7 protein-coding genes and 6 pseudogenes are annotated in these 12,365 nt (G+C 72.6%); 4 read left to right on the top strand and 9 right to left on the bottom strand.

Features of this window, described 5'->3' with window-relative positions; translation table 11 throughout:
• Positions 1-126: 126 nt before the first annotated feature.
• The 4 genes and pseudogenes from AC38ZX_RS08360 to mraZ all read right to left on the bottom strand — a co-directional run.
• Positions 127-564: pseudogene (locus AC38ZX_RS08360) on the bottom strand (peptidoglycan D,D-transpeptidase FtsI family protein); the annotation flags it as partial.
• Positions 565-731: 167 nt separating this feature from the next.
• A complete protein-coding gene (gene ftsL, locus AC38ZX_RS08355; protein ID WP_491296947.1) occupies positions 732-1,028 on the bottom strand; it encodes a cell division protein FtsL in 297 nt (98 codons plus the stop codon).
• A 116-nt stretch (positions 1,029-1,144) separates the two neighbouring features.
• Positions 1,145-2,156: pseudogene (gene rsmH, locus AC38ZX_RS08350) on the bottom strand (16S rRNA (cytosine(1402)-N(4))-methyltransferase RsmH).
• Positions 2,157-2,314: 158 nt separating this feature from the next.
• Positions 2,315-2,792: pseudogene (gene mraZ / locus AC38ZX_RS08345) on the bottom strand (division/cell wall cluster transcriptional repressor MraZ).
• 366 nt (positions 2,793-3,158) lie between these two features.
• Here mraZ and AC38ZX_RS08340 point away from each other — a divergent pair.
• The 3 genes and pseudogenes from AC38ZX_RS08340 to AC38ZX_RS08330 form a co-directional block, all read left to right on the top strand.
• Positions 3,159-4,165 (top strand): annotated as a pseudogene (locus AC38ZX_RS08340) (AAA family ATPase).
• Complete coding sequence (locus AC38ZX_RS08335; RefSeq protein WP_491296946.1) at positions 4,165-5,418, top strand: DUF58 domain-containing protein; 1,254 nt, start codon at positions 4,165-4,167, stop codon at positions 5,416-5,418. The pseudogene AC38ZX_RS08340 and the gene AC38ZX_RS08335 overlap by 1 nt, the downstream one beginning before the upstream one ends.
• Positions 5,419-5,829: 411 nt before the next feature.
• Positions 5,830-7,050, top strand: a pseudogene (locus tag AC38ZX_RS08330) (transglutaminase TgpA family protein); the annotation flags it as partial.
• A 603-nt stretch (positions 7,051-7,653) separates the two neighbouring features.
• Here AC38ZX_RS08330 and AC38ZX_RS08325 read toward each other — a convergent pair.
• The 3 genes from AC38ZX_RS08325 to AC38ZX_RS08315 all read right to left on the bottom strand — a co-directional run bounded on the left by AC38ZX_RS08325 (position 7,654) and on the right by AC38ZX_RS08315 (position 9,725).
• A complete protein-coding gene (locus AC38ZX_RS08325) occupies positions 7,654-8,004 on the bottom strand; it encodes a DUF3040 domain-containing protein (protein ID WP_491297338.1) in 351 nt (116 codons plus the stop codon).
• A 76-nt stretch (positions 8,005-8,080) separates the two neighbouring features.
• Entirely contained in the window at positions 8,081-9,187 is a 1,107-nt protein-coding gene (dinB, locus tag AC38ZX_RS08320; protein ID WP_491296945.1) for a DNA polymerase IV, read from the bottom strand.
• Between the two features lie 163 nt (positions 9,188-9,350).
• Positions 9,351-9,725: an SAV_6107 family HEPN domain-containing protein gene (locus tag AC38ZX_RS08315; protein WP_491296944.1), complete on the bottom strand. Its 375-nt coding sequence runs from the start codon at positions 9,723-9,725 to the stop codon at positions 9,351-9,353.
• Between the two features lie 640 nt (positions 9,726-10,365).
• On the opposite strand from AC38ZX_RS08315, the gene AC38ZX_RS08310 reads away from it, so the two are divergent.
• On the top strand, positions 10,366-10,830 hold the full coding sequence (locus AC38ZX_RS08310; protein ID WP_491296943.1) for a spermidine synthase: 465 nt from the start codon (positions 10,366-10,368) through the stop codon (positions 10,828-10,830).
• Between the two features lie 90 nt (positions 10,831-10,920).
• On the opposite strand, the gene AC38ZX_RS08305 is transcribed toward AC38ZX_RS08310, so the two are convergent.
• Positions 10,921-11,124, bottom strand: a complete 204-nt coding sequence (locus AC38ZX_RS08305) for a cold-shock protein (protein ID WP_426595341.1) — start codon at positions 11,122-11,124, stop codon at positions 10,921-10,923.
• 265 nt (positions 11,125-11,389) lie between these two features.
• A pseudogene (locus tag AC38ZX_RS08300) lies at positions 11,390-12,326 on the bottom strand (PAC2 family protein).
• Positions 12,327-12,365 lie beyond the last annotated feature (39 nt).

Raw genomic sequence — 12,365 nt, 5'->3', positions numbered from 1 at the left:
CTGCCGGCCGTGCCCGTCAGGCGCTTGTCGAGCGAGAAGCTCGAGGCCGGCGAGTCCCGCGCCGTTCGAGTTCACGAAGCCGAGGACGTTCCCGGCGAGGTTGCCGTTCGGGTAGACCCGCTCGGCCACCCGGTCCACGTTGACGCCCGGCAGGCCGAGCTTGCGCACCTCGCGTGCGACGTCGGGCAGCACACCCTTCTTGATGTACACGAAGCCGCGGTCGCCGACGAGCTTGCCGCCCAGCTCCGCCGCGTTCATGTCGAGCAGCGGCGCGAGGTGCGCGGCGACGCCGGCCGCACCGTCGGGACCCGGGACCGAGCCGGTCGACCGGTACTCGGGCACGGTCTTCTGGTTGACGGAGATGTCGTACCGCTCCACCGACGCGGCGAGCGCGACCCCGTCGGCGTCGGTGATCTGTCCGCGGCCGCCGAGCGTCTCCACCGAGACGAGCCGCGAGTCCCGCGCCTTCTCGGCGATGCTCGGGCCGCGCAGACCCTGCACCCAGACGAGCCGACCGGCGAACACGACGAGCGTCAGGACGATGGCGATCGTCAGGAAGGTCATCCGGTTGCGCGAGCCCGACTGCGGCGGGCGGCCGCCGGTGCGGGTGGGGACCTCGACCGTCCGCGACGGGCCACCCGGACGCGGTCGGGGGACGGTGTTGCCGGCGGGCCGGGTGCCGTTCGTCGGCGGGCGCGCGCCCGTCCGCGGGCGGCCGGTGACCGGGGTCGTCATCCCGCGGCCCTGGCGGCCTGGGGGGCGCCCTGCACGGTGCCGTCGGAGAGCTTCAGCCAGCCCGTGCCGTTGGCCGGCATCATCCCGAGCGCGGTCGCCGCCGCCGCGAGGTGCGCGGGCGACGCCTGGGCGTCCAGGTCGGCCTGCTTGTCCTTGGCGTCCTGGTCGAGCTGGCCGAGCTGGTTCGACAGGTCGTACTTGGCGTAGGCCGTCGACGCCATCGACGTGTTCAGCAGGAGGGCGGAGAGCAGCGCTCCCGCGAGGACGGCCATGCACGCCAGGATGAACGGCATCCGCGTCCGAGCGTGCTGCGGCGCGCGGACGACCTTCAAACGTGGTGCGGGTGGATTCTGCGGCGCGGTGCGGGGCCGGGCCGGGGAGGTACGGGCACGTACTGCGGACTGGGCGCTCATGCCGCCCTCCTTCCGGTCGGTTTCGTACGCAGATGGTCAGGAGTCGGGCGGGTGCGCTCGGCGGCGCGCAGGCGCACCGACTGCGAGCGGGGGTTGCGGGCCAGCTCGGCCTCGTCGGCCTCCTCGGCACCGCGCGTGACGAGCCGCAGGTACGGCGCGTGCGTGGCCGGCTCGACCGGCAGGTCCGGCGGGGCGCTCGAGGTCGCTCCCGCGGCCATCGCCCGCTTGACGGCCCGGTCCTCGAGCGAGTGGTACGACTCGACGACGAGCCGTCCGCCCACCGCGAGCGCCTCGATCGACTCCGGCAGCGCCCGCTCGAGCGTCTCGATCTCGCCGTTCACCTCGATGCGCAGCGCCTGGAACGTGCGCTTGGCGGGGTTGCCCCCGGTCTTGCGCGTGGCCGCCGGGATGTTCGCCCGCACGATGCTCACCAGCTCACCGGTCCGCTCCAGCGGGCGCCGGGCGCGCTGCGCGACGATGGCGCGGGCGATGCGCGGCGCGAACCGCTCCTCGCCGTACTCCCGCAGGATCCGGGCGAGCTCACGCTCGTCGTACGTGTTCAGCACGTCGGCGGCCGTCTGGCCGGTCGTGGCGTCCATCCGCATGTCGAGGGGGGCGTCGGCCGAGTAGGAGAAGCCGCGCTCGCGCTCGTCGAGCTGCAGCGAGGACACCCCGAGGTCCATGAGGACGCCTTGGACCTTCGCGATGCCGAGCCGCGCGAGCACCTCGTTGATCTCGTCGTAGATCGCGTGCACCCCGGTGAACCGCTCGCCAAACGGCGTCAGACGGCGGCCGGCGAGCTTCGAGCGCCTGGGTGTCCCTGTCGAGCCCGACCACGCGTACGTTGGGGAACGCCGCCAGCACGCCCTCCGTGTGGCCGCCCATGCCGAGCGTCGAGTCGACGAGCACTGCCGTCTCGTGGCCCTCGAACGCAGGTGCGAGCAGGTCGAGGCAACGTTGCAGGAGCACCGGCGTGTGCCGCGAGGCGGCGTCGTCGGTCTCGCTCATCGCTGCCTCCCGCTCCTGGTGTCTCGGACGAACAAGTGAGGTCGGACGGCCCTCCGCCGTCCGACCAGATCCCCCTCCGACCCTCTGACGCCGGGGAAGTGCGTCAGCAAAGTCGGGGGGAGGTCTCACCGGGCGGCCCATGGGCCTGGGGTGGAGCGTCAGAACGGTCCGTTCGGGAAGACCTCCTCCGCGGTGTCGGCGTAGCCGGCCTCCTGCTCGGACAGGTACGTCTCCCACGCCTGCAGGTCCCAGATCTCGACGCGGGTGCCGGTGCCGATGACGGCGACGTCCCGGTCCAGCCCGGCGTACCTGCGCAGCATCGGCGGGATCGAGATGCGGCCCTGCTTGTCGGGCAGCTCGTCGCTGGCGCCGGACAGGAACACGCGCAGGTAGTCCCGCGCCTGCCGGCTGGTGACGGGCGCCTGGCGCAGCTGGTCGTGCATGCGCTGGAACTCCGCCATCGGGAGCAGGAAGAGGCATCGCTCCTGACCGCGCGTCATGACGAGACCCGGGGCGGAGCTGGCCACGGAACTTGGCCGGGAGGATGAGCCGGCCCTTCTCGTCGAGGCGCGGGGTGTACGTCCCGAGGAAGGGCGTGAAGGAGCCGAACGCGCCGGTGGACGCCTCATACGTCACCACGCCTCCCTCTGCTCCCCCGGTTGGACGCTCCCCGCCTCACCACGTGCCTCCACGGTACTCCACTTCACTCCACCCGCAAGGAACCGACGCCGCTATTCACCCGATGGCGTGCGCAAAAATGCAGGTCACGGCGGTGGTGCGAAGTGGAGGGGATTTCACGACGAAAGCCGCCCCGTCCGACGTGTGCGGCGGCGGGGTCGCCGCGCATGAGACAAACTGGGGCGAATCGCCATGTCGGACCCGTTCCGGCGCCTGTTGAACCCCACGGACCTCACCCACGTGGAGCGAAGTGGGGGGGCCAAGGACGATGAATGTCACCGCAACGGCCTTTAGGCTCGTGCCAGTTCCGCCAAAGGAGGCGCCATGCTGCAGGCCACCCCGTCGTCGATCGAGCTCGAGGACGTCGTCGCCACCACGCTCCGGATGCGTGCCGGGATCGAGAGCGTGGTGACCGGACGCCCTGCAGGCCTCGTCCGGGTCACGGTCGCGGTCCTGCTCGCCGAGGGGCACCTGCTGCTCGAAGACGTGCCGGGTGTGGGGAAGACGACTCTCGCCAAGGCACTCGCCAAGACGATCGACTGCTCGGTGGGGCGGATCCAGTTCACGCCGGACCTGCTGCCGTCCGACCTCACCGGCGTCAACATCTTCCGGTCGCAGACGCACGAGTTCGAGTTCCGGCCCGGACCGGTGTTCGCGCACATCGTCATCGGCGACGAGATCAACCGCGCCTCCCCGAAGACGCAGTCGGCGCTGCTGGAGTGCATGCAGGAGGCCCAGGCCACGGTGGACGGCCGCAGCACTATCCGCTGCCCCGCCCGTTCCTCGTCGTGGCGACGCAGAACCCGGTGGAGATGGAGGGCACGTACCCGCTGCCCGAGGCGCAGCGCGACCGGTTCATGGCCCGGCTCACCGTGGGGTACCCGAGCATCGAGTCCGAGCTGGAGATGCTCGACAACCAGGAGACCTCGGACCCGCTCGACGCCCTGAGCGCCGTCACGGACGCGACGCAGGTCAAGGCCGCCATCGAGACCACCCGTCGGCTCTACGCCTCGCCGGCCGTCAAGCGGTACATCGTCGACCTGGTCACGGCCACCCGGGAAGACAACGGGCTGCGGCTCGGTGCCTCCCCCCGGGCCGCGATCCAGCTGCTCCGGGCCGCCAAGGCGCTCGCCGCCATGGACGGCCGGGACCACGTCCTGCCCGACGACGTCCAGCAGCTGACCGTGCCCGTCCTGGCGCACCGGCTGCTCCCGAGCACCGAGTCGCGCCTGTCGGGTCGCACCACCTCCGACATCGTCTCGGACATCGTCGACCGCCTCCCGCTGCCCGCATCGGCCACCGCCGGGCGGGCCCGTCGCGCCGTCGGCTGATGCGACTGCGACCTACCGCTCGCGGCTGGACCCTCGCGGCAGCCGGGGTCGCCGCCGTGCAGTTCGGCGTGGTGCTCGGCTCGGTCGACCTCGTCCGGATCGGCACCCTGGCCCTGCTCCTCGTGGTCGCCGCCGCGATCGGCGTCTTCGTGTTCGACCCCGGCCGCGGGCGGCACCGCCTCGGCGTGACGCGCAGCACGACGCCCAACCCGGTGCACGCCAGCTCCGAGGCGCAGATCGAGGTGGTCATCGCCGCGACCGACCCCGCCGCCCGCGTGCGACTGGCCGGGCTCAAGTTCGCCGAGCAGGCCGCCACCGAGCTGTCGGGTGGGCGGCCCCTGCGCGCCCGCGTGGCCCGGGCTCCCCGCCGCGTCACGGTCACCTACGCGGTCCAGGCCGCGCGCCGGGGACGGTGGCCGCTGGGACCGCTCGTCGTCACCCGCAGCGACCCGTTCGGGGTGGTCCGTGCGTCGGCGACCCTCGGCGAGCAGGCCGAGGTCTCGGTGTGGCCCACGGTCGTCCCGCTGCCCACGCCTGCCGACGTCCTCGTCGGCGAGCCCGACCGCGTCGCTCTCGGCGCCCGGACCCCGTCGACCGACGACGCGTCCCTGCGCGACTACCGCGAGGGCGACGACCTGCGGCGCGTGCACTGGGGCAGCAGCGCCCGCCGCGGCGCCCTGATGGTCCGGTCCGACGAACGCGCCGGCATGCGTCCCGTGTCCGTGCTGCTCGGCCTGCCCGCCCGTGCGTCCACCCTGGAGTGGTCGATCTCGCTCGCGGCGTCGATGGCGCTCGCCATGCTCGAGGGGGGCCACCCCGTGCGGCTGGTCGGCGGCCTGCGGTCGGAGCCGGAGACCGGCCCCTATCCCCTGGCGTTCGTGCACAGCCGGTCCGGCCCCGGTGCCCGGGCGGCCGTGCTCGACCGCACGATCGACCTCGAGGCGCCGCGCACGAACGTGCAGGGCGAGGTCGACCTCGTCGCGGCCGCGCACCTCCTGCACACCACGGACGCCGCCGGCGAGATCGTGCTCGCGGTGCTCGGGCCGCTAGGCGCATCGGCGCGCGCCGCGCTCGCGCACGTCGCCGACGACGCCCAGGCCTGGGCCGTGGTCCGCGCCGACACCCCGGCGCACGCAGCCGAGGCGGACGAGACCATCCGCGCGCTGCGTCGCGCCGGCTGGCGGGCCTGCCGCGTCACGCCCGACGAGCCCATCGTCGACTGCTGGCTCCGGCTCCTGGGGTCGGCCTCATGATCAGCGGCGTGCACCCCATCCCGCGCGGTCCCCGCGCAGCCATCGGGACCGGGCTGGTCGCGGCTGCGACGTGCTCGAGCGTGCTCGCGCTGCAGAACCTGATCGTCCGCGGCACGTGGCTCTCGGCCACATGGTTCATCGTGCTGGTCGTGGCGGCGATCGTGATGGGCGTCCGTGCCGTGACCCGGTCCTGGTGGGCTCCGTCGCTCGCCGGTCTGGTGGTGTCGCTCGCGATCATCCTGGTCCGGTACGGCGCAGCACCCGGACGGGTGCGCGTGCTGCCGGACACCGGTTCTGTCGACCGCACCCTCGCCACCGCGCGCGAGGGCATCACCGTGATCAACGCGTCCCTCGTGCCGATGCAGGGCGTCCGGTCGACCGAGCTTCCTCGTCGTCACGGGCGCCCTGGCCGTGTTCCTGCTGGCCGACCTGCTGGCGATCGGCGTCGGCGCGCCGGCGCTGTCCGGCCTCGCCTTCGCGACCATGTGGATCCCTGCGGTGGTGCTCGGCTTCCCGGCGAGCGGCTGGGCCCTCGCGTGGACCGCGCTGTGCTACCTCCTGCTGCTCGCGCTGAGCACTGCCCCCGCGACGGCGCACGCCGACCAGGGGCGCCGCGCATCCGTCGCCGTCTTCTCCTCCGTCGGGCTCATCGTGGCGACCGTCGTGGCCGGGCCTGTCGTCGCGTCGCTGCCCGGCTGGGCGTCCGTGAGCCTGCCGACGTTCGGCTCCGGGCCGGTGGGTCCGCTCCAGCTCAGCGACGACCTCGACCTGCGCCAAAGTCTCGGGAGCCGCTCCGGGCAGGTCGTCATGCGCTACACCGTGAAGGCCGCGGCACCCGCCGCCGGCTCGGCAGCACCGACGCCCGCGCCCAGCAGCTCCAGCGCTGCGCTGGGCGCCGTCAGCGCTCGCGCCGTCGGACCGTTGCGCGCCTTCACGCTCGCCAGCTTCGACGGCTCCTCGTGGCAGCGCACGGACGCGCCGAGCCTGGCGCCCTGGGATCCGGCCACCCTGCTGACGTCCGACCCGGGCATCGTCGGCACCGCGCCCGACCCCGAGCGCGGGACCCTGGCCGACGTCGCGATCGACGTGGCCGGCCTGCGGGAGCGCCGGCTGCCGATCTCCACGTTCCCCCGCACCGTCGCCGTCGACGGTTCGTGGCAGTACGACGCGGCGCGCGACGAGGTCGTCGGGCGGCGCAGCACGTACAACGGGATGCAGTACGCCATGCAGGTGGAGATCCCCAACCTGACCAAGGCCGACCTCCAGTTCGCGAACGTGGGCGACCCGGGCGACGACGGCGCGACGCTCGAGGTGCCCAAGACCTCGCACAGCGACGACATCGCCAAGAAGGCACGCGAGCTGACCGCGGACGCGACGACGCCCTACCAGCAGGCGATGGACCTCCAGCAGTTCTTCCACTCGACCGCGAACTTCACCTACGACACGCACGTGGCGCCGTCACGCTCCGACGACGCCGTCTGGGACTTCCTGCAGTCGACCCACGGCTACTGCGTCCAGTTCGCCACCTCGATGACGATCATGGCGCGGATGCTCGGCATCCCGGCGCGCGTCGCGGTCGGGTTCCTGCCCGGCGACCCCGACGACAGCGGCACCTACATCATCACCGGCCGGCAGTCGCACGCGTGGCCCGAGCTGTACTTCCAGAACTACGGCTGGGTGCGCTTCGAGCCCACCCCGGCCAGCCAGACCGGCCCGCTGCCGGCGTGGAGCGACCCGTTCTCCGGGGTCAGCTCGACCAAGAACTCGCAGGAGGAGCAGTTCCCGGGATCCAACACCACCCCGACGACGGCACCCGTGCCCGTCACGCAGCAGAACGGCACCACCGTGCAGCAGTCGACCAACGCCTGGCTGCCCGTCGGGATCACGGTCGCCGTCGTGCTGGTGGTCGCCTCGATCGCCCTCGTGCTGGTCCGCAGGCGCGCGGGCCTGCTGCCCGACCTCACGCCCGAGCGCGCCTGGTCGCGCGCGCGTCGGCGACTGGCCAAGCGCGGCATCGTCTGGTCCGACGCGGACACGCCGCGCACGGTCGTCGCGTCGGTCAACGCCCAGCTCCGGACGCGCACCGGCTCGGGCTCTCCGGGGAGCCGGCCGCGGCACTCGTGTCGCTGGCGCGCACCGTCGAGACCGAGCGCTACGCGCGAGAGCACCCCGACGTGCAGTCCGGAGTGCTCTCAGGGTGGGTCGACGAGCTGGTGGGTGGGGCAGAGCAGTTGCTCAGCGACCGCTCTCGCCGCGACGCCGTTCCCAGCGCTCCCCGAGACGGGTCATGAGACCGACGCGCTTCTTCTTCGCGGGCCGCACGGCGCCGTCGTTCTGAACGACGCCCCGCGGGCCGGACCGGCGGCCGTGGTGCGGATCGGCGAACGCGAACGCGACCGCGGCGAACATGACGACGAAGCCGACCACGCCGAGCCATGCCTGGCTGTTCGCGGCGCCCAGGACGAGCAGCAACAGGCCGGCGGTCGCACCAACTCCCGCGATCAGATAGCGGCCGAACGGGCGACGCCCGCGCTGCGTCAGCGTGTTGGCGAGCCGAGGGTCGTCAGATGTCAGCTGACGTTCCATCTGCTCGAGCACGCGCTGCTCGTACTCCGAGAGGCATCCTGACCCCCGTTGTCAGCTATAAGCACCTGTGTTGCCCTCAGGATAGATCCGCGGGAACGAAGGTGGTAGTCGAGCCAGAGGCTACTCCACCAACCTGCGTAGTCCCTGCGTGTATCGCAGATCCCCCGAATCGACCGCGAACCAGGTCCATCGCGTGCTCGGCCTCGCGGCGGCCGCGCACAGGTTCACCCGCTGCCTCCTCGAGCGTCGGTTGCCTGATGGTCTCCGCGACCGCCGAGAGCCCGTCAGCCCGCACCCCGATGAGGCGCACGGGCAGCCCGCCGAGGTCCACGCCGGCGATCAGCTCGCGGGCCGCGAGGTAGAGCTCACGGCCCACGTCGGTCGGCGTCTGCAGCGTCCGGGACCGGGTCAGCGTACGGAAGTCCGAGGTGCGCACCTTGACGCTGACGGTCCGGGTCACCAGACCCCTGGTCCGTAGCCGGACCGCGCACCGGTCGGCCAGGTCCCGTGCCTTCTCCTGGACGACGGCGAGGTCGGCGACGTCCACGGCGAACGTCTCCTCGGCGCCGACCGACTTCTCGGCCCGGTGCGGAACGACCGGGCGCGGGTCGCGACCCCACGAGAGATCGAACAGGTGCGCTCCCGCAACCCTGCCCACCGCCTGCTGGACGACCGCGACGTCGCTGTCCGCCAGCTCGGCGACCGTCCGGATCCCCGAACGCGCGAGTGCGGCCTCGGTTCGCTCGCCGACACCCCAGAGCGCCCCCACCGGCAGCGAGCGCAGGAAGTCGACCGTCGCGGTGCGCGGGACGAGCAGGACCCCGTCGGGTTTTGCGTGACCCGAGGCGAGCTTGGCGACGAACTTGGTGGACCCGATGCCGACCGAGCAGGTGATGCCGAACTGCTCACGCACGCGGCGCCGGATCTGCGCCGCGATCACCGTGGGCGGGCCCAGGCGACGCCGGGCGCCGGCCACGTCGAGGAACGCCTCGTCGACGCTGACCTGCTCCACGAGCGCCGTGACGTCGCCGAGCAGCTGCATCACCCCGACGGACACCTCGTGGTAGGCGTGATGGTCGGGGGGGACCACGATCGCCTGCGGGCACTGTCGCAGCGCGACCGACATGGGCATCGCCGCGTGCACGCCGAACGCGCGCGCCTCGTACGTCGCGGCAAGGACCACTCCCCTGCTCGCTCCGCCGACGATGACCGGCAGACCCGCAGCTGCGGCCGGCGGGCAAGCTCGACGGAGGCGAAGAACGCATCCATGTCCACGTGAAGGATCGAGCAGCCGTCCTCGGCACTCCCCCAGCCGCGCCTCCCGGTCGAGGACCGGGGCGCACGACTCACGACGCCTGCAGAGCGTGCACGTCCTGGGCGGCGTCCTCACCACGCACCGCCGAACGCGCCGCGTCGACGAAGTCCTCGGCCCAGAAGAGTGCCTGCTCGGCCCTGCCCGGTGCGAGCTCCTCGAACCGGCCGGCGTCGACGGCAGAGCGCAGCGCCGCGGCGTCCGCGAAGTACGTGGACCACGACGCCATCTCGGGCGCCACTGCGTCGAGCAGCTCCCAGACGGTGCGGAGCTGACGCCTGCCGGGGCCGACCGTGCGCGCGGCGACCACAGCCGCACCCGCCCGCAGCGCCGCGAGGTGCGCATGCGAGAAGCCCCAGGCCTCGGAGGACAGACGTGCCGCGCACAGCTCGTCGCTGCTGTGCGGCAAGCTCGGACGCACGGGACGACTGCGGACCGCCCAAGCCCCGGCGGTCCTGCTCGCGAGCTGCTGTCCCATCGCCCGGCCTCCTTCTCGATCCCTGCGTCTGCCACGTTGCTCGGCGGTGCTCCACGAGTACGGAGCTGCTCTCACTCCGGTGCGGGGCCGACTGTCGCCGACCCCCCTAGCATCGAACACGTGTTCGATGGTGTCAACCACCCGAGCCGATCTGCTGCCGACGGCCCGTACGGTTGCAGGCATGGCGTCCCGCGACCGATCCATCCGCCGGAGCTCAGGGTCGCACCGACCACCCACACGAGCCGCCGTGCGGGCTCTCTGGCCCACCGGGCCTCTGCCGATCGCCACCGGCACCGTCAGGCTTCGAACGCGACCCGGACGATCCCGACGGGGTCACCGTGCTGGTGAACGGCGTGCCGAGCTCGTACCTCGACCTCGCCGACCCGTCACACCTCGTCTTCGAGTACATGCAGCAGATGGCCGAGGTGATCGACCGCGTCGGCCCCGCCGGCGGCCCGCTCGACGTCGTGCACCTGGGCGCCGCCGGCTGCGCGCTGGCCCGGGCGATCGACGCCGAGCGGCCCGGGTCCCGCCAGCTGGCCGTCGAGCTGGACACGGCCCTCCCGGAGTCGTGCGGGGCTGGTTCGACCTGCCGCGCGCTCCTGCCCTGCGCATCCGGGCCGGCGACGCCCGAGCCGAGCTGGAGAAGCTGCCCGACGCGTCCGCCGACATCGTCATCCGCGACGTGTTCGCCGGCGACACCACCCCGCGCCACGTGCGGACGCGCGAGATGGTCGCGCAGGTGGCTCGGGTCCTGCGGCCGGGCGGCGTCTACCTGGTCAACACGGCCGACCGGCCGCCGCTCGCGGGGGCGCGTGCGGAGATCGCCACGATCGACCGGTGCTTCGCGGACGTCGTCGTCGTCGCGGAGCCCGGGCTGCTGCGCGGCCGCGGGTACGGGAACGTCGTGATCGCCGCGTCCGACGACCTCGACCTGCTGTCCTCCTCGGCGCTCGCGCGCGGCATCCGCAGCCTGCCCGCCCCGGCCAGGCTGCTGCGCGACGAGGAGCTGGTCGGCTTCGTCGCCGGCGCCTAGGAACTTCCGCGACGGCCCGCCGCTCACGTGACACGCGCGACGGGCCGCACCCCCGTGGGGATGCGGCCCGTCGTCAGGTCGTGCGGACGATCAGAGCGGGACGACGTTCTCCGCCTGGGGGCCCTTGGCACCCTGCGTGATCTCGAACGACACACGCTGACCCTCGTCGAGGCTGCGGTAGCCCGAAGAATTGATCGCGGAGTAGTGGACGAAGACGTCGGCGCCGCCGCCGTCCTGGGCGATGAACCCGAAGCCCTTCTCAGCGTTGAACCACTTGACTGCACCCTCGGCCATGTTCATTTCCTTCTGTTCCCACCGGTGACGGCGCAGACCCTGCTGTCCGCGCCGTGCCGCAATGCCTCACGTCCTGCACCGGGTGACCCAGCCGAGAACGACTGGTCGGAACCGTTCCCCACGCACGAAGGCCCAGGTCACGACGCCGGTCAAGCGAGTACGTCACTGCAACGGGTGCATCTTTGCACCGGGCGTGTGGGCTGCGCCACGTTTTCGCCCGTCCGGCTGGCCCGTCGTAGGCAACGATTGGGTAAAGGTCGGATTCTCAGGCGGGACCGGCGTCGCCCTGCTGGGCCAGGAAGCGCTCGAACTCGGCGCCCAGCTCGTCGGCCGTCGGGATGTCGGTGGAGCCCGCGAGCAGGCTCGTCCGGCCGATGCTGCGCGTGAACGCGTCGTACTGCTCCTCGAGCGCGTGCACCACGGCGGCGACGTCCTCGGAGCCGGCGACCTGGCGCTCGATCTCCTGCATCGCCTCGTCGGCGGCCGGGGTCAGCGACTCGACGTTCAGCTCGAGCCCGGTGGCGCGCTCGACCTTCTGCAGCGCCGCCTGGCTCGCCTGCGGGAACGCGGACTGGGCCAGGTAGTGCGGCACGTGGACCGCGAAGCCGATCGCGTCGTGCCCGTTCTGGCCGAGGCGCAGCTCGAGCAGGGCGCTGGCGCTGGCGGGCACCTGCACCGTGCCGAACCACGACGGGTGGTCGGCGACGGCTCCCCGGGCGCGTCGCGTGGGCCGTCACCGACAGCGGCCGCGTGTGCGGGATGCCCATCGGGATGCCGTGCACCCCGACGGTCAGCGGCACGTCGAACCGCTCGACGATCTGCCGGACGGCGGCCACGTACCGCTCCCACTGGACGTCGGGCTCGACGCCGTGCAGGAGGAGGAACGGCACACCGTTGGTGTCCTCGACGACGTCGACGACGAGCTCCTCGGGCTCCGTGTAGGACGACCAGGTCGTCTGGTCGAAGGTCATGAGGGGGCGGCGAGAGCGGTAGTCGAGCAGCTGGTCGACGTCGAAGGTGGCCAGCCGGGTCGTGGTGAGCTCGTCCGTGAGGTGCTCCGCGGCGAGCTGGCCGGCGTTGCCGGCGTCGACGAACCCGCGCACGACGTGCACGAGGACCGGGCCCGCACCGTTCGCGGACCGTGCCTCGACCAGCGCGGCGACCTCCGGGTCGACGTCGTAGATCTCGCTCGGGTTCAGCATCGCTGTCTCACTTCCGTCCGGGGCGCATGCCGTGCGGCC

The sequence above is a fragment of the Cellulomonas sp. McL0606 genome (genome assembly GCF_058248365.1).
The sequence above is the reverse complement of the archived record's forward strand: the minus strand, read 5'-3'. Positions and strand labels throughout refer to the sequence as shown.

Excerpts from the sequence above, each read along its gene's own strand:
- AC38ZX_RS08325 (WP_491297338.1), bottom strand. The coding sequence starts at position 8,004 with ATGGAACGTCAGCTGACATCTGACGACCCTCGGCTCGCCAACACGCTG.
- ftsL (WP_491296947.1), bottom strand. The coding sequence starts at position 1,028 with ATGCCGTTCATCCTGGCGTGCATGGCCGTCCTCGCGGGAGCGCTGCTC.
- AC38ZX_RS08335 (WP_491296946.1), top strand. The coding sequence starts at position 4,165 with ATGCGACTGCGACCTACCGCTCGCGGCTGGACCCTCGCGGCAGCCGGG.
- AC38ZX_RS08305 (WP_426595341.1), bottom strand. The coding sequence starts at position 11,124 with ATGGCCGAGGGTGCAGTCAAGTGGTTCAACGCTGAGAAGGGCTTCGGG.